The 23,366-nt window shown below is 41.2% G+C and carries 25 protein-coding genes and 1 pseudogene; 22 read left to right on the top strand and 4 right to left on the bottom strand.

Going from position 1 to position 23,366, the window contains the following annotated elements:
- Window positions 1–40 precede the first annotated feature (40 nt).
- The 21 genes and pseudogenes from B7692_RS08775 to B7692_RS08670 all read left to right on the top strand — a co-directional run bounded on the left by B7692_RS08775 (window position 41) and on the right by B7692_RS08670 (window position 16,456).
- Complete coding sequence (locus B7692_RS08775; RefSeq protein ID WP_084930461.1) at window positions 41–619, top strand: uracil-DNA glycosylase family protein; 579 nt, start codon at window positions 41–43, stop codon at window positions 617–619.
- Window positions 620–733: 114 nt separating this feature from the next.
- Window positions 734–1,021 carry a rhodanese-like domain-containing protein gene (locus tag B7692_RS08765; protein WP_084930460.1) on the top strand — a complete coding sequence of 96 codons (288 nt, stop codon included), beginning with the start codon at window positions 734–736 and terminating at the stop codon, window positions 1,019–1,021.
- A 171-nt stretch (window positions 1,022–1,192) separates the two neighbouring features.
- Window positions 1,193–2,518: a branched-chain amino acid transport system II carrier protein gene (gene brnQ / locus B7692_RS08760; protein ID WP_001074583.1), complete on the top strand. Its 1,326-nt coding sequence runs from the start codon at window positions 1,193–1,195 to the stop codon at window positions 2,516–2,518.
- A gap of 97 nt (window positions 2,519–2,615) precedes the next feature.
- Window positions 2,616–3,653, top strand: coding sequence for a M42 family metallopeptidase (locus B7692_RS08755; protein ID WP_084930459.1), 1,038 nt, complete (start codon window positions 2,616–2,618; stop codon window positions 3,651–3,653).
- A gap of 1 nt (window position 3,654) precedes the next feature.
- Window positions 3,655–4,125: an HIT family protein gene (locus B7692_RS08750; protein ID WP_084930458.1), complete on the top strand. Its 471-nt coding sequence runs from the start codon at window positions 3,655–3,657 to the stop codon at window positions 4,123–4,125.
- Window positions 4,126–4,127: 2 nt separating this feature from the next.
- Window positions 4,128–4,844 (top strand): LD-carboxypeptidase LdcB/DacB, encoded by a 717-nt coding sequence (ldcB, locus tag B7692_RS08745; protein WP_084930457.1) that lies wholly within the window; start codon window positions 4,128–4,130, stop codon window positions 4,842–4,844.
- Window positions 4,845–4,966: 122 nt separating this feature from the next.
- Window positions 4,967–5,392, top strand: coding sequence for a 50S ribosomal protein L11 (gene rplK / locus B7692_RS08740; RefSeq protein WP_001085809.1), 426 nt, complete (start codon window positions 4,967–4,969; stop codon window positions 5,390–5,392).
- A gap of 97 nt (window positions 5,393–5,489) precedes the next feature.
- Window positions 5,490–6,179: a 50S ribosomal protein L1 gene (gene rplA / locus B7692_RS08735; protein WP_001085675.1), complete on the top strand. Its 690-nt coding sequence runs from the start codon at window positions 5,490–5,492 to the stop codon at window positions 6,177–6,179.
- 487 nt (window positions 6,180–6,666) lie between these two features.
- Complete coding sequence (locus B7692_RS08730) at window positions 6,667–7,425, top strand: class I SAM-dependent methyltransferase (protein WP_084930456.1); 759 nt, start codon at window positions 6,667–6,669, stop codon at window positions 7,423–7,425.
- 86 nt (window positions 7,426–7,511) lie between these two features.
- The gene (locus tag B7692_RS08725; RefSeq protein WP_001049318.1) at window positions 7,512–8,024 is read left to right on the top strand and encodes an adenine phosphoribosyltransferase; all 513 of its coding nucleotides are present in this window, start codon (window positions 7,512–7,514) and stop codon (window positions 8,022–8,024) included.
- Window positions 8,025–8,311: 287 nt separating this feature from the next.
- The gene (gene metA, locus B7692_RS08720) at window positions 8,312–9,256 is read left to right on the top strand and encodes a homoserine O-acetyltransferase MetA (RefSeq protein ID WP_084930455.1); all 945 of its coding nucleotides are present in this window, start codon (window positions 8,312–8,314) and stop codon (window positions 9,254–9,256) included.
- A gap of 8 nt (window positions 9,257–9,264) precedes the next feature.
- Window positions 9,265–9,942, top strand: coding sequence for a DnaD domain-containing protein (locus tag B7692_RS08715; RefSeq protein WP_077805422.1), 678 nt, complete (start codon window positions 9,265–9,267; stop codon window positions 9,940–9,942).
- Between the two features lie 97 nt (window positions 9,943–10,039).
- The gene (tpiA, locus tag B7692_RS08710; RefSeq protein ID WP_077805421.1) at window positions 10,040–10,798 is read left to right on the top strand and encodes a triose-phosphate isomerase; all 759 of its coding nucleotides are present in this window, start codon (window positions 10,040–10,042) and stop codon (window positions 10,796–10,798) included.
- Between the two features lie 75 nt (window positions 10,799–10,873).
- A pseudogene (locus B7692_RS08705) lies at window positions 10,874–11,278 on the top strand (ABC transporter ATP-binding protein); the annotation flags it as partial.
- Window positions 11,279–11,434: 156 nt separating this feature from the next.
- Window positions 11,435–11,953, top strand: a complete 519-nt coding sequence (locus B7692_RS08700) for a Dps family protein (RefSeq protein WP_033686537.1) — start codon at window positions 11,435–11,437, stop codon at window positions 11,951–11,953.
- 207 nt (window positions 11,954–12,160) lie between these two features.
- Window positions 12,161–12,499, top strand: a complete 339-nt coding sequence (locus tag B7692_RS08695) for a zinc ribbon domain-containing protein YjdM (protein ID WP_020903640.1) — start codon at window positions 12,161–12,163, stop codon at window positions 12,497–12,499.
- 2 nt (window positions 12,500–12,501) lie between these two features.
- On the top strand, window positions 12,502–13,131 hold the full coding sequence (locus B7692_RS08690) for a Pr6Pr family membrane protein (protein ID WP_084930454.1): 630 nt from the start codon (window positions 12,502–12,504) through the stop codon (window positions 13,129–13,131).
- A 124-nt stretch (window positions 13,132–13,255) separates the two neighbouring features.
- Entirely contained in the window at window positions 13,256–14,407 is a 1,152-nt protein-coding gene (locus tag B7692_RS08685; RefSeq protein ID WP_049551336.1) for an MFS transporter, read from the top strand.
- A 97-nt stretch (window positions 14,408–14,504) separates the two neighbouring features.
- The gene (gene truA, locus B7692_RS08680; RefSeq protein WP_084930453.1) at window positions 14,505–15,254 is read left to right on the top strand and encodes a tRNA pseudouridine(38-40) synthase TruA; all 750 of its coding nucleotides are present in this window, start codon (window positions 14,505–14,507) and stop codon (window positions 15,252–15,254) included.
- Window positions 15,244–16,017 (top strand): bifunctional hydroxymethylpyrimidine kinase/phosphomethylpyrimidine kinase, encoded by a 774-nt coding sequence (locus B7692_RS08675; protein WP_084930452.1) that lies wholly within the window; start codon window positions 15,244–15,246, stop codon window positions 16,015–16,017. Before truA ends, B7692_RS08675 begins: the two co-directional genes overlap by 11 nt.
- Window positions 15,995–16,456, top strand: a complete 462-nt coding sequence (locus tag B7692_RS08670) for an ECF transporter S component (RefSeq protein ID WP_000814989.1) — start codon at window positions 15,995–15,997, stop codon at window positions 16,454–16,456. The genes B7692_RS08675 and B7692_RS08670 overlap by 23 nt, the downstream gene beginning before the upstream one ends.
- Window positions 16,457–16,557: 101 nt before the next feature.
- Here the strand turns inward: B7692_RS08670 and B7692_RS08665 are convergent, their stop codons facing one another.
- The 4 genes from B7692_RS08665 to B7692_RS08650 form a co-directional block, all read right to left on the bottom strand.
- The gene (locus B7692_RS08665; RefSeq protein WP_084930451.1) at window positions 16,558–17,640 is read right to left on the bottom strand and encodes a M24 family metallopeptidase; all 1,083 of its coding nucleotides are present in this window, start codon (window positions 17,638–17,640) and stop codon (window positions 16,558–16,560) included.
- Window positions 17,641–17,767: 127 nt separating this feature from the next.
- A complete protein-coding gene (gene gatD / locus B7692_RS08660; protein WP_084930450.1) occupies window positions 17,768–18,550 on the bottom strand; it encodes a lipid II isoglutaminyl synthase subunit GatD in 783 nt (260 codons plus the stop codon).
- Entirely contained in the window at window positions 18,550–19,893 is a 1,344-nt protein-coding gene (gene murT, locus B7692_RS08655; RefSeq protein WP_000770025.1) for a lipid II isoglutaminyl synthase subunit MurT, read from the bottom strand. The genes gatD and murT overlap by 1 nt, the downstream gene beginning before the upstream one ends.
- A 203-nt stretch (window positions 19,894–20,096) precedes the next feature.
- Window positions 20,097–21,413, bottom strand: a complete 1,317-nt coding sequence (locus B7692_RS08650; RefSeq protein WP_084930449.1) for an FAD-containing oxidoreductase — start codon at window positions 21,411–21,413, stop codon at window positions 20,097–20,099.
- Between the two features lie 328 nt (window positions 21,414–21,741).
- Here B7692_RS08650 and cshA point away from each other — a divergent pair, with 328 nt between their 5' ends.
- Complete coding sequence (cshA, locus tag B7692_RS08645; RefSeq protein ID WP_023940285.1) at window positions 21,742–23,316, top strand: degradosome RNA helicase CshA; 1,575 nt, start codon at window positions 21,742–21,744, stop codon at window positions 23,314–23,316.
- Window positions 23,317–23,366: the final 50 nt, after the last annotated feature.

The raw sequence follows: 23,366 nt of genomic DNA, 5'->3' as shown, positions 1-23,366 counted from the left end.
TGAGATTGTATGCTTAGACTTCTTTTTGGAGGGAAAGTAGATGTCTCAAATTGAAAGAATCAAGCAGGCTATTATGGCAGATTCGCAGAATGCCAGCTATACCGAACGTGGAATAGAACCTCTCTTTGCAGCGCCAAAGACTGCTCGCATCAATATCATCGGTCAGGCACCTGGACTTAAAACCCAAGAAGCAGGCCTTTACTGGAAAGATAAAAGTGGTGACCGCTTGCGAGATTGGCTCGGTGTGGATGAAGATACCTTTTACAATTCAGGCTATTTTGCTGTTTTGCCTATGGATTTCTACTTTCCAGGGCATGGCAAGTCAGGTGACCTGCCACCGCGAGCAGGATTTGCTGAAAAATGGCATCCGCAACTCTTGCAAGAATTGCCCGATATTCAGTTGACCCTCTTAATTGGGCAATATGCCCAGGCCTACTATTTACAGGAGAAAGTCAGTGGCAAGGTGACAGAACGGGTAAAACACTACCAGAACTACTTGCCAACCTATTTTCCACTAGTTCACCCCTCACCGCGAAATCAAATCTGGATAGCTAAAAATCCTTGGTTTGAGTCAGAAGTGGTGCCAGATTTGAAAAAAAGAATTAAAACCATTTTATAGTCAATGAAAATCAAAGAGCAAACTAGGAAGCTAGCCGCAGGCTGTACTTGAGTACGGTAAGGCGACGCTGACGTGGTTTGAATTTGATTTTCGAAGAGTATTAGGAGAAAAAGAATGAAAGAAATAGCCTTTGACGCATTTTACCAGCTTTACCAAAACGACCAACTTTCTCTAGTGGACGTGAGAGAAGTGGATGAGTTTGAAGCTCTTCATTTAGAAGGCGCCCACAACCTGCCACTTAGTCAATTGGCTGATACCTATGATCAGTTGGATAAGGACCAGTTACATTATGTTATTTGCAAATCTGGGATGAGATCGGCGCGTGCTTGCCAATTCTTATCAGAACAAGGTTATGAGGTTATCAATGTCCAAGGTGGCATGATGGCTTTTGAAGAATTTTAAACATTAGAATTTTCTCCTGCTTGGTGTGGACTGGGTAGGAGAATTTTATTTTTAGACAATTCTCATTTTTAAGAATCTTGAAAACATTCAATATTTACTTCGTGAAGCTTTTTTCATACTCCTATTCATGATATACTAGGTCAGTATTTTATAAATATGAAGGAGATTTTCATGGCTAAAAAAGGTGCCCTAACAGGTTTACTCCTGTTTGGAATATTTTTTGGTGCGGGGAACTTGATTTTTCCGCCTTCTCTAGGTGCTCTATCTGGAGAACATTTTCTTCCTGCCATCGCAGGTTTTGTCTTTTCAGGTGTCGGTATCGCCGTCTTGACTCTTATTATTGGAACGCTAAATCCTAAAGGATATATCTACGAGATTTCTACAAAGATAGCGCCTTGGTTTGCGACTCTTTACCTCTCAGTTCTTTACTTGTCAATCGGTCCATTCTTTGCTATCCCACGTACAGCTACAACAGCTTACGAAGTAGGGATTAGCCCTCTTTTGTCGGATGCAAATAAAGGTCTTGGTTTGATTGTCTTTACAGTTCTGTATTTTGCAGCAGCCTATTTGATATCGCTCAATCCATCAAAAATTTTAGACCGTATCGGCCGTATTTTAACGCCAGTCTTTGCGATTTTGATTGTTATCTTGGTTGTCCTAGGAGCTATCAAATACGGTGGAACAAGTCCTCAAGCTGCTTCAGCTGCTTATCAAGCTTCTGCCTTTGGTACAGGTTTCCTAGAAGGTTACAATACCTTGGACGCCCTTGCTTCAGTTGCCTTTAGTGTGATTGCGGTTCAAACCTTGAAACAACTTGGATTTTCAAGTAAGAAAGAATACATTTCAACTATTTGGGTTGTTGGTATCGTTGTTGCCCTTGCTTTCAGCGCTCTTTACATCGGTTTAGGTTTCCTTGGAAATCATTTCCCAGTACCAGCTGAAGCGATGAAGGGTGGAACACCAGGTGTTTACATCTTGTCACAAGCTACCCAAGAAATCTTTGGCTCAACAGCCCAACTCTTCCTTGCAGCTATGGTTACCGTAACCTGCTTCACAACAACTGTTGGTTTGATTGTGTCAACAGCTGAATTCTTTAATGAACGCTTCCCACAAATCAGCTATAAGGTTTATGCGACAGCCTTTACTTTGATTGGATTTGCTATTGCCAATTTGGGTCTTGATGCGATTATCAAGTACTCAATTCCAGTACTGGTTATCTTGTACCCAATCACGATTGCTATCGTTATGATTGTCATTGTCAACAAATTTGTGGCTCTTTCAAAACCAGGTATGCAGTTGACAATTGCTGTGGTTACAGCTATTGCTATTGCAAGCGTACTAGGAAGCTCGTTTAAGGTTGAGTTTCTTGCAAACCTTGTCAACGCTCTTCCTTTTGCCAAGGCATCACTCCCATGGTTAGTACCAGCTATTGTCGGAATCTTGCTCTCATTGGTTCTGCCAAACAAGCAAGAAAGCGATGTTTTTGAAATGGAATAATCATTAAAATCACTTTTGTAGCCAAGTCTACAGGAGTGATTTTCTTTTTTTATCCGATGATAAATGTGTTATAATAGGTAGCAAAAGAGGTGAAAAAATGAATCAAACAGTAGAATATATCAAAGAACTGACAGCCATTGCGTCGCCAACGGGCTTCACTCGGGAGATTTCGGACTATTTAGTCAAGACTTTAGAAGGTTTTGGTTACCAGCCGGTTCGCACAGCTAAGGGCGGTGTCAATGTGACCATCAAAGGTCAAAATGATGAAGAGCATCGCTATGTGACTGCCCATGTAGATACGCTGGGTGCCATTGTCCGTGCTGTCAAACCAGACGGCCGTCTCAAACTGGATCGTATCGGTGGCTTTCCTTGGAACATGATTGAAGGAGAAAACTGTACCGTTCATGTGGCTAGCACAGGTGAAAAAGTATCAGGAACCATCCTCATCCACCAAACTTCTTGCCATGTCTATAAGGATGCAGGAACTGCAGAACGCACTCAGGACAATATGGAAGTGCGTTTGGACGCAAAAGTGACCAATGAAAAAGAAACTCGTGCCTTGGGGATTGAGGTCGGTGATTTTATTAGCTTTGATCCACGAACCGTCGTGACAGAGACAGGTTTTATCAAGTCTCGTCATTTGGATGACAAGGTCAGCGCAGCGATTTTGCTTAACCTGCTTCGTGTTTATAAGGAAGAGAAGATTGAATTACCCGTAACAACTCATTTTGCTTTTTCAGTCTTTGAAGAAGTGGGACATGGGGCTAATTCTAATATTCCTGCTCAGGTAGTAGAATATCTGGCTGTGGATATGGGAGCTATGGGAGATGACCAGCAAACAGACGAATATACAGTGTCTATCTGTGTCAAGGATGCCTCTGGACCTTATCACTATGACTTCCGTCAACATTTGGTTGCTTTGGCTAAAGAGCAAGATATTCCATTTAAGCTGGATATCTATCCGTTTTATGGTTCAGACGCTTCAGCGGCTATGTCTGCAGGTGCAGAAGTCAAACATGCCCTTCTCGGTGCTGGTATAGAGTCTAGTCATTCTTATGAGCGTACTCATATTGATTCGGTGGTCGCAACAGAACGAATGGTTGATGCTTATCTTAAGAGCGCGTTGGTAGACTAATATGTGCCTTATTTGCCAGAGAATTGAGCTCATCAAGAAGGGAGAAAATCCCTATTTTGTCAAAGAGTTGGAAACAGGCTATCTTGTGATTGGAGACCACCAGTATTTTGCAGGTTATAGTCTCTTTCTAGCCAAGGAACATGTCACCGAATTGCACCATTTGAAAAAGGAGACAAGACTCCGTTTTCTAGAAGAAATGAGTGTGGTCCAAGAGGCAGTTGCTAAGGCATTTACTGCCGAGAAAATGAATATTGAACTTTTAGGGAATGGCGATGCACATATCCACTGGCATCTTTTTCCTAGAAGAAGAGGTGATATGAATGGTCATGGTCTCAAGGGACGTGGTCCAGTATGGTGGGTTCCCTTTGAAGAAATGACAGCAGAGACCTACCAAGCAAAACCTGATGAGATTGAAAGATTAGTTAAACGTTTATCAATAGAAGTAGATAAACTATTAGAAATAAAGGAGTAGAAATGAAAAAAAGATACCTTGTCTTGACAGCCTTGCTAGCCTTGAGTCTAGCAGCTTGTTCACAAGAAAAAGCAAAAAATGAAGATGGCTCAGCTAAGACAGAGCAAACTGCTAAAGCTGATGGAACAGTTGGAAGTAAGTCTCAAGGAGCTACTCAGAAAAAAGCAGAAGTGGTTAATAAAGGAGACTACTACAGCATCCAAGGGAAATACGATGAAATCATCGTAGCCAATAAACACTACCCATTGTCAAAAGACTATAATCCAGGGGAAAATCCAACAGCCAAGGCTGAGTTGGTCAAACTCATCAAAGCGATGCAAGAGGCAGGTTTCCCAATTAGTGACCATTACAGTGGCTTTAGAAGTTATGAAACTCAGACCAAGCTCTATCAAGATTATGTTAATCAAGACGGAAAGGCAGCTGCTGACCGTTACTCTGCCCGACCTGGCTATAGTGAACACCAAACTGGCTTGGCCTTTGATGTTATTGGGACTGATGGTGATTTAGTAACAGAAGAAAAAGCAGCCCAATGGCTCTTGGACCATGCAGCTGATTATGGCTTTGTTGTCCGTTATCTCAAAGGTAAAGAAAAAGAAACAGGCTATATGGCTGAAGAATGGCACCTTCGTTATGTCGGAAAAGAAGCAAAAGAAATTGCAGAGAGTGGTCTCAGTTTGGAAGAATACTACGGCTTTGAAGGCGGAGATTACGTCGATTAAAAAATAAACTTTTCTCTTGCAATTCTAGATAAATAGTGTATAATAGATGAGTATGTGTAAAGCATACTTGTGGGAGGTAAAAATCTTTAATTACCGCCAAAACCACAAAGGAGGATTTAAAAATGGCTAAAAAAGTCGAAAAACTTGTAAAATTGCAAATCCCTGCTGGTAAAGCTACACCAGCTCCACCGGTTGGACCTGCTCTCGGTCAAGCTGGTATCAACATCATGGGATTCACAAAAGAGTTCAACGCTCGTACAGCTGACCAAGCTGGTATGATCATTCCAGTTGTTATCTCAGTTTACGAAGATAAATCATTTACTTTCGTTACGAAAACACCACCAGCTGCTGTTCTTTTGAAAAAAGCTGCAGGTGTTGAAAAAGGATCAGGTACACCGAACAAAACTAAAGTTGCTACAGTTACTCGTGCACAAGTACAAGAAATTGCAGAAACTAAGATGCCAGATTTGAACGCAGCAAACGTAGAGTCTGCAATGCGTATGATCGAAGGTACTGCTCGTTCTATGGGATTCACTGTTGTTGACTAATCAATAACACCCCCAATATAACCCGCAAGACTTCATCATTTCGAGAAGTGACGTGGGAGATGAAAATCGATTGAACCACTTACAAGGAGAATAGAAAATGGCTAAAAAAAGCAAACAACTTCGTGCTGCTCTTGAGAAAATCGACAGCACAAAAGCATACAGCGTAGAAGAAGCTGTAGCACTTGCAAAAGAAACTAACTTTGCAAAATTTGACGCAACTGTAGAAGTTGCTTACAACTTGAACATCGACGTTAAAAAAGCTGACCAACAAATCCGTGGAGCAATGGTATTGCCAAACGGTACTGGTAAAACTTCACGCGTTCTTGTTTTCGCACGTGGTGCAAAAGCTGAAGAAGCAAAAGCTGCTGGTGCAGACTTTGTTGGTGAAGATGACCTTGTTGCTAAAATCAACGACGGTTGGTTGGACTTCGACGTAGTTATCGCTACACCTGACATGATGGCTCTTGTTGGACGTCTTGGACGTGTCCTTGGACCACGTAACTTGATGCCAAACCCTAAAACTGGTACTGTAACAATGGATGTTGCTAAAGCAGTTGAAGAGTCTAAAGGTGGTAAAATCACTTACCGTGCTGACCGTGCAGGTAACGTTCAAGCAATCATCGGTAAAGTATCATTTGAAGCTGAAAAATTGGTTGAAAACTTCAAAGCTTTCAACGAAACAATCCAAAAAGCAAAACCAGCTACAGCTAAAGGAACTTACGTAACAAACTTGACTATCACAACTACTCAAGGTGTTGGTATCAAAGTTGACGTAAACTCACTTTAATCAGTAGTTTATATCAGAGGACGAGTACGAAAGTGCTCGTTTTTTTAGGTACGACGGGCATTCCGTTCATCTGATGTGTAAGTCCTCTGTGGGTACCATATACTAGTAAACCCAAAAGTAATTCCCCAGCCTGACTATTGTGAGTAGCTGATCGAACGGCATTAGGATAGACTGTTTAAGTCTGACGCTGGAAATAAGAATCGGCAGAGAAAGAGATAGAGAAATCTTGGCTATACGAATAGGCACGTGATAGTAAAGCGTATATAGCGGATAAGGAGGCCGGCAACTCTAAAGTACAAGTAAGTAGTTGTAACCTATATGCGTAAACTACGTGAGCAATTGAATTCGAACTAGAGAGTTAATTAATAGATTTATGCTATAATCATGGCGGACTGTATGCGTTTGATTATAGTTCATCAAAAAATAGATTAGAATTGTTAGACAATATCATTTTATGTTATAATGAAGAAAAAACAGAGGTGTTCAAATGTCAGAAGCAGGTCATAAGTTTTTAGCAAAACTGGGGAAAAAACGTTTACGTCCAGGTGGAAAACGTGCCACAGATTGGTTAATTGCAGAAGGAGGATTTTCAAAAGAAAAGAGAATACTAGAGGTTGCGTGTAATAGGGGAACTACAGCAATTGAGTTGGCACAGCGTTTTGGTTGTAAGATAACTGCTGTTGATATGGATGCTCAAGCTTTAGAAGTGGCTAAAAAATCTGCTGAAACGGCAGGTGTTGGTCATTTAATCAGTTTTGAAAGAGCTAATGCAATGAAACTTCCTTATGAAGATGCTAGTTTTGATATTGTTATAAATGAAGCTATGCTGACTATGCAAGCCGATCAAGCTAAGAAAAAATGTGTAATAGAATATCTAAGGGTATTAAAACCTGGAGGTCTTCTCCTGACACATGATGTGTTTCTTAAGGAAGCTAAAGAGTCTGTCAGACAGGAACTGTCACAAGCAATTCATGTAAATGTAGGTCCTTTAACTCAAGATGGTTGGGAGCAAGTGATGATAGAATCAGGTTATTGTGATGTGAAAGTATTGACTGGTGAAATGACATTAATGAAATTATCGGGTATGATTTATGACGAAGGTTGGCTAGGAACATTGAAAATTTGTGTAAATGCTTGTAAAAAGGAGAATAGAAAGCAGTTTTTAACTATGTATAAAATGTTTAATAAGAATAAACAGAAATTGGGATTTATTGCTATGGCTAGTCATAAATCGTCAAATCGTTAGATAATTATTGATGTTAACTTTTCCTTTTTTCTTTCTTAAAAAATATGCTATAATAGAGAGTAAAAAACTTTGAAAGAAAGAAAAAGATGAATTTAAAAGATTACATTGCAACAATTGAAAATTATCCGAAGGAAGGAATTACCTTCCGTGATATTAGTCCTTTGATGGCTGATGGGAATGCTTATAGTTACGCTGTTCGTGAAATCGTCCAGTATGCTACTGACAAGAAAATTGATATGATTGTGGGACCTGAGGCTCGTGGATTTATCGTGGGCTGTCCAGTTGCCTTTGAGTTAGGAATTGGTTTTGCACCTGTTCGTAAGCCAGGTAAATTGCCACGCGAAGTTATTTCTGCTGACTATGAAAAAGAGTACGGTGTTGATACCTTGACTATGCATGCAGATGCCATTAAGCCAGGCCAACGTGTTCTTATCGTAGATGACCTATTGGCAACAGGTGGAACTGTTAAGGCAACTATCGAGATGATTGAAAAACTTGGTGGTGTTGTAGCAGGCTGTGCCTTTCTTGTTGAATTGGATGAATTGAACGGCCGTGAAAAAATCGGTGATTACGATTACAAAGTTCTCATGCATTATTAATGAAAAACAGTCCCCAGGGCTGTTTTCTCTACATTAGGATATAAAAATAGACTATAGCTAGTTAGAGAAAAAGTATAATTGAAAACTATATCTTCTTGCAGTATAATAAAAGGACTAAGTGTTTGAGATTTAGTTTCATACTCAATGAAAATCAAAGAGCAAACTAGGAAACTAGCCGCAGGCTGTACTTGAGTACGGCAAGGCGACGTTGACGCGGTTTGAAGAGATTTTCGAAGAGTTTCAAACATATGCAATGATTCCTGAAAGAGTACAGTTAGGAGAGGGTTATGCCGATTCGAATTGATAAAAAATTACCAGCTGTTGAGATTTTACGGACAGAGAATATCTTTGTCATGGATGATCAACGTGCTGCCCACCAAGATATCCGCCCTTTGAAGATTTTAATTTTAAATCTCATGCCACAGAAAATGGTCACAGAAACCCAGTTGTTGCGCCATTTGGCGAATACACCCCTGCAACTGGATATTGATTTTCTCTATATGGAAAGCCACCGTTCTAAAACAACTCGTTCAGAGCACATGGAGACCTTTTATAAAACTTTTCCTGAAGTTAAGGACGAGTATTTTGATGGGATGATTATCACGGGTGCTCCAGTTGAGCATTTACCATTTGAGGAAGTGGACTATTGGGAGGAATTCAGTCAGGTAATCGAGTGGTCCAAGACCCATGTCTATTCGACCCTTCATATCTGTTGGGGGGCTCAGGCTGGTCTTTATCTGCGTTATGGAGTGGAAAAATACCAGATGGACAGTAAGTTATCGGGTATCTATCCTCAGGACACCCTAAAAGAGGGTCACCTTCTCTTTAGAGGCTTTGACGATAGCTACGTAGCTCCTCATTCTCGGCATACGGAGATTTCTAAGGAAGAGATTCTGAATAAGACCAATCTCGAAATTTTATCAGAAGGACCTCAGGTTGGGGTTTCGATTTTGGCCAGTCGGGATTTACGAGAAATTTATAGTTTTGGGCATTTGGAGTATGATCGTGATACCCTGGCAAAAGAGTATTTCCGAGATCGTAATGCAGGTTTGGATCCTCATATTCCAGAAAATTACTTTAAGGATGATGATGTCAACCAGACACCTTGTCTTTGTTGGTCTTCATCAGCAGCCCTCTTTTTCAGTAACTGGGTAAACTATGCTGTCTATCAGGAGACGCCTTTTGACTGGAGAAAGATAGAAGATGATGCATCTGCATATGGGTATTTATAAGAGGAATTATGACATATTTAGACGCTTTTAAATCAGGGAACTTGGTTTTACCGAGTGCCCTGCTCTTGCATTTTAAGGAACTCTTTCCTTCTAGCGATGATTTTCTAGTCTGGCAATTTTTCTATTTGCAAAATACGACAGGCTTAGATGAAATGTCCCCAAGCCAGATTGCTGACAGGATTGGCAAGGAAATTTCGGATGTCAATCAGGCTATTTCCAATCTAACGGAGAGGGGACTACTTCAGTATCGAACGATCGAATTAAATGGCGAAATCGAATTGCTTTTTGATACTAGTTTGGCATTGGAACGTTTGGATAATTTGCTTGGAGCTGCTCATTCAAGTTCAGACCAGTTGACACCTCAAAATCAGCTTAAGAATTTGGTGGAAACTTTCCAGCAGGAGTTGGGACGCTTGTTGACTCCTTTTGAGATTGAGGATTTGACCAAGACCCTAAAAGAAGATGGGACCAGTGCTGACTTGATTAAGGAGGCTCTTCGTGAAGCTGTTTTGAATGGAAAAGCAAACTGGAAGTACATTCAGGCCATTTTGAGAAATTGGCGCCATGAAGGAATCAAGAGTGTGGCTCAAATTGAGGCCAAGCGGGCAGAGAGAGAAGTCAGCAATCCTCAGTTGACACAGGTATCTGCAGATTTCAGAAATGCCATGGATCTCTGGAAGGATTAATCCATGTAAGCAGGATTGAAATCCGAGTAAGATTTGCAAGCTGTGTCTAATTGTGATAAAATAAATAGAAAATAAATTGAAAAAAGAGGTATGTGAAATGTCACGTAAACCATTTATCGCTGGTAACTGGAAAATGAACAAAAATCCAGAAGAAGCTAAAGCATTCGTTGAAGCAGTTGCATCAAAACTTCCTTCATCAGATCTTGTTGAAGCAGGTATCGCTGCTCCAGCTCTTGATTTGACAGCTGTTATTGCTGCTGCTAAAGGTTCAAACCTTAAAGTTGCTGCTCAAAACTGCTACTTTGAAAATGCAGGTGCTTTCACTGGTGAAACTAGCCCACAAGTTTTGAAAGAAATCGGTACTGACTACGTTGTTATCGGTCACTCAGAACGCCGTGACTACTTCCATGAAACTGACGAAGATATCAACAAAAAAGCAAAAGCAATCTTTGCAAACGGCATGCTTCCAATCATCTGTTGTGGTGAATCACTTGAAACTTATGAAGCTGGTAAAGCTGCTGAATTCGTAGGTGCTCAAGTATCTGCTGCATTGGCTGGATTGACTGCTGAACAAGTTGCTGCATCAGTTATCGCTTACGAGCCAATCTGGGCTATCGGTACTGGTAAATCAGCTTCACAAGACGATGCACAAAAAATGTGTAAAGTTGTTCGTGACGTTGTAGCTGCTGACTTTGGTCAAGAAGTTGCGGACAAAGTTCGTGTTCAATACGGTGGTTCTGTTAAACCTGAAAACGTTGCTTCATACATGGCTTGCCCAGACGTTGACGGTGCCCTTGTTGGTGGTGCGTCACTTGAAGCTGAAAGCTTCTTGGCATTGCTTGACTTTGTAAAATAATCGACTCTTTATCAACATTATTGGGTTGAAGAAAAGCTAAGATCGAGAAAGGACAAATATCGTCCTTTCTTTTTTGCTACCAAAGCGGCTAATGTAGACCACTTTATCCGAACTCTTCCTGTTACTTACAACATGGAAATCAACCATTAGTCTAGCAATATTTCCCTCGGGAACAAACAACTGTTGACCGTCGCGCGTGCTCTCCTAGACAATTCTAAAATTCTTATTTTGAATGAAGCGACTTCCTCTGTTGATACCCGTTTGGAACTCTTGATTCAAAAAGCCATGAAACAGTTGATGAAAGGGAGAGCCAGCTTTGTTATCGCTCACCGTCTCTAGACTATTCAAGAAGCAAATAAGATTCTCGTTCTTAAGGATGGACAGATTATTGAGCAGGGAAATCACGAAAGTTTACTCCAAGCAAAAGGCTTTTATTATGATCTTTACAAAGCCAATTTTCAAGTAAATCTTAGAAAGTGAGCTAATCAGAACTGACTAAACTTTTCTTAAATTATCAGTCTATTGCAACTTTTCTCATGTGAGTCATTTTGCTTGCTATTGGTTTTCCTTAGTAGTATACTAAGGTAGTAATCATTAAGAAGTGGTTACAAAAAATAATAAACGAGGTAAAATAAAATGGTAGAATTGAAAAAAGAAGCAGTAAAAGACGTAACATCATTGACAAAAGCAGCGCCAGTAGCATTGGCAAAAACAAAGGAAGTATTGAACCAAGCTGTTGCTGATTTGTACGTAGCTCATGTGGCTTTGCACCAAGTACACTGGTATATGCGTGGTCGTGGTTTCCTTGTATGGCATCCAAAAATGGATGAGTACATGGATGCTCTTGATGGTCACTTGGATGAAATCAGCGAACGTTTAATTACCCTTGGTGGCAAACCTTACTCAACTTTGACAGAATTCCTTCAACACAGTGAAATCGAAGAAGAAGAAGGAGAATTCCGTAACGTTGAAGAAAGCTTGGAACGTGTCCTAGATGTTTATCGTTATCTCATCACTCTATTCCAAAAAGCTTTGGATGTTACTGATGAAGAAGGTGATGATGTGACAAACGATATCTTTGTTGGTGCTAAAGCTGAACTTGAGAAAACGGTTTGGATGCTTGCGGCAGAACTTGGACAAGCACCTGGTTTGTAAGATAACTGCACCCCTTTCTATCATGAGTTTCTGTATCACTACTCATGATAAACTATCTTTTAAAAATCATGTAGCAGAAAAAGTTACATGATTTTTTCTTTGATTCTCCGGCGACTCATTTGTCAAAATGCTGATTTTAAGGTATAATAGTTGCTGTTCGAGAAATTTTGATTTTCAAAGAATAGTGAATGATTATAAGGAGAAACAATGAACAACCTACCAAATTGCCCACAATGTAACTCAGAGTATGTCTACGAAGACGGTGCCCTACTGGTTTGCCCAGAGTGTGCTCATGAGTGGAATCCTGCTGAAGTTGCAGAAGTAGAAGAAGGCCTTGTCGCTATCGATGCCAACGGAAATAAATTGGCTGACGGTGATACTGTAACCCTCATCAAGGACTTGAAAGTAAAAGGTGCGCCAAAAGATTTGAAACAAGGGACGCGTGTGAAAAATATCCGCATCGTAGAAGGCGACCACAATATCGACTGTAAGATTGATGGCTTTGGTGCCATGAAACTCAAATCAGAGTTTGTGAAGAAAATTTAAGCATGTCAAAGCACTACAAACTTGTATTTTATAGCCGTATCTTCTTGTTTCTAGCGGCTTTTACGGGAGTTTATCTTGAAATCGCCAAGCATGGTGGATTTGGGATGCTTCTCTATTATACGGTTCTGTCAAATCTTTTAGTAGCGATTTTTACGCTCTATCTCCTAAAGGTTATGAGCCGTTTAGGTGAAAACTGGCAAAGGCCAAGTCTCTTGCGCTTAAAAGGTGGGGTCACCATGAGTATCATGATTACCTGTGTGATTTACCATTTCCTCTTAGCGCCCATTGCGACTAATTTCTATACTCTGGAAAATTTCCTTTGCCACTATATCGTTCCCCTTTGGTTTTTAGCGGATACCCTCTTTTTTGACAAACAGGGTCAATATAAGATTTGGGATCCAGTTGTGTGGACGATTTTACCCTTGCTGTATATGATTTTTGCTCTTTTTAATGGCTTGGTACTGAAACTAGACATTCCTAATTCTAAGGTCAGTCCTTTCCCTTACTTCTTTTTGAATGTGAACAAAGGTTGGGATGTCGTGTTCAAGTGGTGTCTGATTATCTTTGTTGCCTATATGGTGGCAGGATTTATCTTCTACTTTATTAAGCAAATCAAGAGAAAGTCATCCTAAGACACAAGGAATTCATTTTCGAGTTTAAGAAGGAGTCTATACATTAAAGAGGCTTCTTCTTTTCTTGCTTGTTTGATAACTATCAAAAAAGTAGAAGATTAAGAGAAATATAGAAAGAGATTTCATGAAACAATTTTTAGAACGGGTCAGTATTTTGGCTCTCTCCCTCGTTTTGATTACCTCCTTTTCCATTTCGAGTGCCCTGCCAGCAATGTTTGACTATTATCAAGGTTATCCTAAGGAACAAATTGAGCTTTTGGCGAGCTTGCCTTCCTTTGGAATCATGATTATGTTATTACTAAATGGTTTCTTAGAAAAAATATTCCCTGAGCGCTTACAGATTAGTTTGGGCTTGCTGATTTTATCCCTGAGCGGGACGGCTCCCTTCTGGTATCAAGCCTATCCTTTTGTCTTTGGAACACGGATTCTCTTTGGTTTGGGAGTTGGGATGATCAATGCCAAGGCCATTTCCATTATCAGTGAACGCTATCAAGGGAAAACGCGAATTCAGATGTTAGGGCTACGCGGTTCTGCAGAGGTCGTGGGGGCTTCTCTCATTACCTTGGCAGTCGGCCAGTTGTTGGCCTTTGGTTGGACAGCTACCTTTCTAGCCTATAGTGCTGGATTTTTGGTGCTGACCCTTTATCTGCTCTTTGTCCCTTATGGAAAAGAAAAGAAAGAAGTCAAGAAAAAAGCGAAGGAAGCAAGTCGTTTAACTCGTGAAATGAAAGGCTTGATTTTTACTCTAGCTATTGAAGCGGCAGTTGTAGTTTGTACCAATACGGCTATTACTATCCGTATTCCAAGTTTGATGGTGGAAAGAGGACTAGGGGATGCCCAGTTATCTAGTTTTGTTCTTAGTGTCATGCAGCTGATTGGGATTGTGGCTGGGGTGAGTTTTTCTTTCTTGATTTCTATCTTTAAGGAAAAATTGCTCCTCTGGTCTGGTATTACCTTCGGCTTAGGGCAAATTGTGATTGCTTTATCTCCATCCTTGTGGGTGGTAGTGGCAGGAAGCATTCTGGCTGGTTTTGCCTACAGTGTAGCCTTGACGACGGTCTTTCAACTTGTCTCTGAACGAATTCCAGCTAAACTCCTCAATCAAGCAACCTCATTTGCAGTTTTAGGCTGTAGTTTCGGAGCTTTTACGACTCCATTTGTTCTAGGTGCAATTGGCTTACTAACTCACAATGGCATGTTGGTCTTTGCCATTTTAGGCTCATGGTTGATTGTAACCTCTATCTTTGTCATGTATCTACTTCAAAAGAGAGCTTAGGATTGATTCCTAAGTTTTTCTTTCGGTATTTTTGTACCCATACAGTATTTATTTTAGGACCTTGTTTATAGACTAATTTCTTGATAAAATAGAAGTTATGACAAGATACAAAGCAACTATTTCCTATGATGGTTACGCCTTTGCTGGTTTTCAGCGCCAGCCTCATGCGCGTAGCGTTCAGGAAGAAATTGAAAAACCCTTGACCAAGTTAAATAAAGGGCAAGCCATTACTGTTCACGGTGCTGGTAGGACAGATAGTGGGGTTCATGCCCTGGGACAGGTTATTCATTTTGACCTGCCTTATCAAATGGATGAGGAGAAGCTCCGTTTTGCTCTAGACACTCAGTCCCCTGAAGATATTGATGTGATTTCGATTGAGCTTGTGGCGGATGATTTTCATTGCCGTTATGCCAAGCACAGTAAGACCTATGAGTTTATTGTGGATAGGGGCCGTCCCAAGAATCCTATGCGCCGTCACTATGCTACTCACTTTCCCTATCCACTCGATGTGGAACGCATGCAGATTGCAATCAAAAAGCTAGAGGGAACCCATGATTTTACCGGTTTTACAGCCTCTGGGACTAGTGTAGAGGATAAGGTTCGCACTATTACAGAAGCTAGTTTAACAGTTGATGAGACAGGTCAGTTTTTGACCTTTACCTTTTCAGGAAATGGTTTCTTGTATAAGCAGATTCGCAATATGGTGGGGACACTGCTCAAAATCGGAAATAACCGCATGCCAGTAGAGCAGATTGACCTGATCTTGGAGAAAAAGGACAGGCAGCTTGCAGGTCCCACTGCAGCACCAAATGGTTTGTATTTGAAGGAGATTCGTTATGAAGAATAATCGTATTTTAGCACTTTCAGGAAATGATATTTTTAGTGGTGGTGGTTTGTCAGCTGATTTGGCTACCTATACCTTGAACGGCTTGCATGGCTTTGTAGCAGTGACCTGTTTGACAGCCTTGACGGAAAAGGGCTTTGAAGTCTTTCCAACTGACGATACCATTTTTCAACATGAATTAGATAGCTTGCGTGATGTGGAATTTGCAGGGATTAAGATTGGTCTTCTACCAACTGTCAGTGTGGCTGAGAAGGCCTTGGACTTTATCAAGCAACGCCCAGGAGTGCCTGTGGTTCTGGATCCTGTCTTGGTCTGCAAGGAAACTCACGATGTGGCTGTTAGTGAGCTATGCCAAGAACTGATTCGTTTTTTCCCTTATGTCAGTGTGATTACACCTAATCTTCCTGAAGCAGAATTATTGGCTGGTCAGGAAATCAAAACCTTGGAAGATATGAAAACTGCAGCTCAGAAATTACATGACTTAGGAGCACCAGCAGTCATTATCAAGGGAGGCAATCGCCTTAGTCAGGACAAGGCTATGGATGTCTTTTATGACGGACAAACCTTTACAGTCCTAGAAAATCCCGTCATTCAAGGGCAAAATGCTGGCGCAGGTTGTACTTTTGCCTCAAGCATTGCCAGTCACTTGGTTAAAGGTGATGAACTTTTACCAGCACTAGAAAGCTCTAAGGCTTTCGTTTATCGTGCTATTGCACAAGCAGATCAGTATGGAGTAAGACAATATGAAGCAAACCAAAACAACTAAAATCGCCCTTGTATCCCTATTAACCGCCCTTTCTGTGGTTCTAGGTTATTTCTTAAAAATTCCAACACCGACAGGCATTCTAACTCTTTTAGATGCGGGTGTCTTCTTTACGGCCTTCTACTTTGGTAGTCGTGAAGGGGCTGTAGTCGGAGGACTAGCAGGTTTCTTGATTGACCTCTTATCAGGCTATCCTCAGTGGATGTTCTTTAGCTTGGTCAACCATGGCTTGCAGGGATTTTTCGCAGGATTTAAAGGAAAAACTCAGTGGTTAGGCCTTATCTTAGCAACGATTGCCATGGTAGGGGGTTACGCCTTGGGTTCTACATTGATGAATGGCTGGGCTGCAGCCCTACCAGAAATTTTACCAAATTTCATGCAAAATATGGTAGGGATGATTGTAGGATTTATTCTTAGTCAAAGTATCAAGAAGATTAAGTAAAGAGGCTGAGCCAAAAGTCTTTCAAATCAGAAAAACGCATAGTATCAGGTCTTGAAACCTTGATACTATGCGTTTTATTGTGGGAAGATTTTCGAAGAATATTAATCAAAATAAAGCAAGTCTTTGCTGGTGTTTGTAAAGAGGTCAAAGCCATCCTTGGTAACAACACCGCAGTCTTCGATACGGACACCGACTTTACCAGGGATATAGATACCTGGTTCAACAGAGAAGCACATGCCTTCTTCGATGACCATGTCGTTTCCTTCCATGATAGATGGGAATTCGTGGACATCCATACCGATACCGTGACCAAGACGGTGGTTGAAGTACTCGCCGTAACCAGCTTTTTCGATGACCTCACGGGCAGCGCGGTCCACTTCATGGGCAGTCACACCTGGTTTGATAAAGTCAAGAGCAGCTTGTTGGGCTTCAAGAGTTAAGTTGTAAATATCTTTCTTGAATTGGTCAGGTTTACCGACAGCTACTGTACGGGTCATATCTGAAGCATAGCCGTTGACGAGGACACCCAGGTCAAAGAGGAGAAGAGCATTATTTTCAACCTTGTTTGCTGCTGGAATGCCGTGTGGATTTGCAGCATTATCACCAGTCAAGACCATGGTATCAAAGCTCATTTCATAGCCTTCACGTTTCATGGCAAAGTCAATTTGAGCGATGATATCTGTCTCAGTCTTATCAAGAGAAATATTATCAAAACCAACATTAACAGCCTTGTCCGCATAGAGACCTGCAACCATCATTTTTTGCACTTCGTCAGCTGATTTGATGAGGCGCATGCGTTGGATACGAGGTGTGAGGTTTTCAAACTCAGCAGTTTCAAAGACTATTTTTAAGCCATGATATTTGGTCAAGATAAGATTGTCAAACTCAACAGCGACACGTTTGAAATCAAGCTGTGGAAGAGCATGTTTCATTTTTTGCCATGGATTTTCAGAATCCACATAGCCCACAACTGGGAAGGAAACAGTACTAGTAGCACGCTCAACTTCAAGGGCTGGGACAAAGAGGAGGGGTTCTTGATCCGCTAGGACAAAAAGGAACATTTGGCGTTCATGGGGATCACTGTAAAAGCCAGTGAGGTAATTAATTGTGACGGGGTCAGATACGACAGCGACGTCTAGTTTTTCTGATTCAAGATATGTTACGATTTGTTGTAATTTAGACATATGCTACCTTCTTTCTACCCCTCTATTTTGGCAAAAAAAGAGAGAAAATGCAAGGGAGAAGGGTAAAAGAAAAGGAAAAAAGAACTCCGACAATATAACAGAGTTCTTTGATATAATTTCCTTTTGTTTAAGAAAAGTCAGCCTTGCTTTTGACGTCGCTGTATTCTTCAGCGATTTCTTGGCTGAGAATGTCCTCATAAGCAGGGAGTTGAATGTCCTGTCCGTACTTTTTCTTGAGAGCAGTAGTGACTAGGCGATAAGCTAGATTGGCATTACGAGAGAGGATAGGCCCGTGGAAGTAAGAACCAAAGACATTCTTATAATGAACCCCTTCGCCGACCTTTTCTTCGTTGTTTCCATTTCCATAAACCACTTGTCCCAGCGGTTTTTGGTCATCAGAAAGGAAGGTACGGCCTTGATGATTTTCAAAACCATAGTAGGTTTCATCGAAATCTTCATTGTGAATCTTGATGTCCCCGATAAAGCGGTTATTGGTCTGGTTGAGGGTGTAGTGCCCCATGACACCTAGCCCTTCGATACGTCTCCCTGAAGCTTCAATATAATATTGACCCAATAGTTGGAAACCACCGCAGATAGCCAGAACCACACCGTCGTTTTGGATGTAGTTGTCAATGCTTTCTTTTTTAGCAGGTAGGTCGTCTGCAATAATACTTTGTTCAAAGTCTTGACCACCACCGAAAAAGGCGATGTCATAGTGGTTTTCATCAAAATCATCATGAAGTGAAACGATGTCAACCGTCACATGGGCCCCTAGTTTTTCAGCTACATACTTGAGCATGAGAATGTTTCCATTGTCCCCATAGGTATTCATGAGGTTTCCGTAGAGGTGGGCAATGTTGAGCTGATAGGGGTAAATGCCAGCTTTTGAGGACAGTGAAGTATAAACCATTAGTTCATCTCCTTTCTAACAATCTGACGATTAGCCAGCAGTTCGCGGAATTCCAGCATAGCAGTATAAGTTGCCAGAATATAAGCATGCTTGCAGTCTTGGTTTTCAATGGTCTTAAGAACTTGTTCCAGACTACTTGTTTCAGTAATTTTATCAGCTGGATAACCAGTTACTCGTAGGCGACGTGCGATTTCAGAATGACGAACACCTCCAGCGTTAATTTCTGGAATATCCATCTCAGTGATTTGTTCAAAATCAGCATCCCAGATCCAGCTGGTATCAATTCCGTCTGCATAGTTAGCATTGAGGAGGACAGATAGGCTAAATGGATAAGGTGCTAGTTTAATCATTTCGATAGCTTGGGTCGCACCGACTGGATTTTTAATCAAGACGAGGGTACATTCCTTGTCCCCGATATGGAAGGTTTCTTGGCGTCCAAAGACAGCACGGCTCTTATCAAATCCCTGCTTGATGAGTTGTGAATCTGCACCAAGGAAACGGGCGATGGCAACCGCAGCTAGGGCGTTGTAGATATTGTAGAGACCACCGATTTGGATACCGTATTCTTGTCCGTCAATGACAAAGCGAGAGCGATTGTTGGTTAACTCAACCAAGTCTGTCAAGCGATAGTTTAAATCAGGACGTTTACATCCACAGCCTTCACAGATATAGGCACCCAAGTTTGCATAAGTATTATGCTCATATTTGAGGATTCCTTGGCATTCAGGACAGAGGATTCCTTCGGTATTATAATGAGCCAGCTGAGCTGGACTTTTCTCCAAGTCAAAACCAAAATACTGTACAGAATTTGGAATAGCTGGCTTGTAGAAAAGTGGGCTGTCTCCATTAAGGAGAACAGTGGCAGTAGGCACTTTACGAATAGCATCCAAAATCATCTTGTAAGTTGTGTAAATCTCACCATAGCGGTCCATCTGGTCACGGAAGATATTCGTGATAACAAATAAGCTTGGCTGGATATAGTCACAGATACGAGATAGACTGGCTTCATCGATTTCTAGAACGGCAATATTTTTCCCAGTTTTAGAAGATTTGGCTGTTAAGAAGGTTGTCGCAATCCCTGTAATCATGTTGGCACCGCTTGGGTTGGTAAGAACCTGACCATAAACCTCTTTTAAAATGCCGACAGTGAGGGCAGTTGTCAAGGTTTTTCCATTGGTTCCAGTGACCACGACAATCTCGTAGTTCTTAGCTAGGTTTTGTAAAATATCTTTATCAAATTGAAGGGCAAGTTTTCCTGGAAGCGTACTCCCTCGGCCAAGATGGCTCAAAACGAAGTGGGAAGAACGCCCAGCAAGAAGGCCCAAAGTAGTTTTTAATTTCATGTTTCTATTATATCATAAAAGAGGGAAAAGACAGATTTGATACTCAATGAAAATCAAAGAGCAAACTAGGAAGCTAGCCGCAGGCTGTACTTGAGTACGGCAAGGTGAAGCTGACGTGGTTTGAAGAGATTTTCGAAGAGTATGAGATTTCGCAGAAATGAAAACAGCCCTCAGAGGGCTGTTCGATACGATTAAATCTCAACTTAAATCGCAAACAAGTCATTCAAGTTCTCAGCCAAGGTTGGGTGAGTGAAGATTTGTTTTGTGAAGTAAGTGTAAGGAATCTTGTTGTCCATAGCAACAGTGATGATGTTGATGATTTCTTGAGATCCTTCTGAGAAGATGCTTGCTCCAAGAATTTCTTTTGTTTCAGTATTAACCACAGCTTTGAAAGCTCCACGAAGGTCTCCATTTACGTGACCACGAGGCATTGCTGCAACAGGGATTTCCTTAACGGCGTATGGAAGTTTCAAATCAGCTGCTTGACTTTCAGTCAAACCAACTTGTGAAAGTGCAGGTGTGATGAACATGGTGTTTGGTACATTGAGACGGTCCTCAAGTGTGTAGCTGCCATCTCCAGCAAGGTAGCTGTAGACAACACGGAAGTCATCAAGTGAAATGTAAGTAAATTGAAGGCCACCGTTGACATCTCCAACTGCAAAGACACCAGGAACGTTTGTTTGACAATGTTTGTCTACTTTAATAGCGCCACGTTCGGTAAGTTCAATATCTGTATTTTCAAGTTGAAGTGGTTCTACATTTGGTTTACGTCCAGTTGCGTAGAGAAGAGCATCGAAACGGAAAGTTTCGTTTTCAGTTACGACAAGGACTTGATCACCGTCGTTTTTGATTTCAGTAGTACGGATGTTTTGAAGCAATTCAATGCCGTCTTCTTCCATATATTGTTTAGCAAGAGCTGCGATGGAAGGTTCTGCACGAGGAAGGAATGTATCCAAGGCATCTAGGACTGTGACCTTGCTACCAAGTTTGTTGTAGAGTCCTGCAAATTCAAGACCGATGTTTCCGCCACCAAGGACACCAAGTTTTTCAGGCAATTTGTCCAAGTTTTGGATACCTGTTGAGTCAAAGACATTCTTACTTGTAGCAAGTCCTGGAATTGGCAAGACGTTTGAAATAGCACCAGTGTTGATGACGATAGTTTCAGCAGTCAATTCTTGTTTTTCATCACCAGCTTGTATTTCGATGACTTTATTTGAAAGGAAGTGAGCTTCCGCATCAAAAATATCGACACCTGTACCAGCAACAGTTGCATAGTTTTTACCATTGAGGCGACCAGTGATAGTATTTTTTGTAGCAATCACTTCTTCAAAAGACAAGTCTTTCTCAGCAGCAACTAGCAAAGTTTTAGTTGGGATACAACCGATGTTGATACAAGTTCCACCGTACATAGCTTTGCTACGTTCAACGAGGGCAACTTTCTTGCCAGCTGAAGCCAATTTACCAGCTAGTGTTTTACCAGCTTTACCAAATCCGATAACGATTAAATCATAAGTTAACATTTATCTTCCTCCTATTCGAATTTCATTCTAGCATAAGAAAAAAACTTTTGCACAATTCTGCTACGCTTTAAAAAAGTTTATGAAATAGTGGAAATTTCATCCTCGTTTTCTAAGGAAAATCGTTTACATGACTTTATCGACGGATTTAACTATCTTTTGCTCTGGTCTTGTGTTATACTAGATAGGTTGCAAAGAAAACAGTACTTTTCTTTTGTGGAAAAGAAGCAACACGATTTTATATCCAGTATATGAAAATACGTCATAAAAAGAAAAGTATAAACTAAGCCCTATAGGGTGGCTTCGCACCACCTTTAGAAAGAAGAATATCGTGAAATTTAATGAATTAAACTTGTCTGCTGATTTGCTAGCAGAGATTGAAAAAGCTGGTTTTGTAGAAGCCAGTCCGATCCAAGAACAAACCATTCCCTTGGCCCTTGAAGGCAAGGACGTTATCGGTCAAGCTCAGACTGGTACAGGAAAAACTGCAGCCTTTGGCTTGCCTACCCTTGAAAAAATCCGTACAGAAGAAGCGACCATCCAAGCCTTGGTCATCGCTCCAACTCGTGAACTTGCTGTCCAAAGTCAAGAAGAACTTTTCCGCTTTGGTCGTAGTAAGGGAGTCAAAGTCCGCTCAGTATATGGCGGATCAAGCATTGAAAAACAAATTAAGGCTCTTAAATCTGGTGCCCATATCGTGGTGGGAACTCCAGGTCGCCTCTTGGACTTGATTAAACGCAAGGCCTTGAAATTACAAGATATTGAAACTCTTATCCTTGACGAAGCGGATGAAATGCTCAATATGGGCTTCCTAGAAGATATCGAAGCCATCATTTCTCGTGTCCCTGAAAACCGTCAAACTTTGCTTTTCTCAGCAACTATGCCAGATGCCATCAAACGTATCGGTGTTCAGTTTATGAAAGAACCTGAGCATGTCAAGATTGCTGCTAAGGAATTGACAACAGAATTGGTTGACCAATACTATATCCGAGTTAAGGAACAAGAAAAATTTGATACCATGACTCGTCTTATGGATGTGGAACAGCCTGAGCTTGCTATCGTATTTGGTCGTACAAAACGCCGTGTGGATGAACTGACTCGTGGTCTTAAAATCCGTGGCTTCCGTGCAGAAGGAATTCATGGAGACCTAGATCAAAACAAACGTCTTCGTGTCCTTCGTGACTTTAAAAATGGCAATCTTGATGTTTTGGTTGCGACAGACGTTGCAGCGCGTGGCTTGGATATTTCAGGTGTGACCCATGTCTATAACTACGATATTCCACAAGATCCTGAAAGTTATGTTCACCGTATTGGTCGTACAGGTCGTGCTGGTAAGTCAGGTCAGTCTATTACTTTCGTATCACCAAATGAAATGGGCTACCTCCAAATCATTGAAAACTTGACCAAGAAACGCATGAAAGGTCTCAAACCTGCAAGTGCAGAAGAAGCCTTCCAAGCTAAAAAACAGGTAGCTCTCAAGAAAATTGAACGTGATTTTGCAGATGAGACTATCCGTGCCAACTTTGAGAAATTTGGTAAGGATGCTCGTAAGCTAGCTGCCGAATTTACTCCAGAAGAATTGGCAATGTATATCTTGAGTCTGACTGTTCAAGACCCAGATAGTCTTCCTGAAGTGGAGATTGCACGTGAAAAACCACTGCCATTTAAACCATCAGGTAATGGCTTCGGTGGTAAAGCTAAGGGAGGTCGTCGTGGAGATGACCGTCGTGATAATCGCCGTGGAGACAACCGTCGTGGTGGTCGTCGTGATGATTTCAAAAAAGGAAGTCGTGGCAATGATCGTTTTGATAAGGAAAAACGTTACCGTAAGGATAATAAAAAACCACGCAATACTTCAAGCGAAAAGCAAACAGGCTTTGTTATTCGTAACAAGGGCGATAAATAAGAAAAAGCGATTCAAAATGAATCGCTTTTTTATATAAGGAGACCGAATGG

Origin of the sequence: Streptococcus mitis, assembly GCF_002096925.1 — a bacterium.
Classification (GTDB): Bacteria; Bacillota; Bacilli; order Lactobacillales; family Streptococcaceae; genus Streptococcus; species Streptococcus mitis_AF.
Note: the sequence above shows the minus strand (reverse complement) of the source record. Positions and strands in the feature narration are given on the sequence as shown.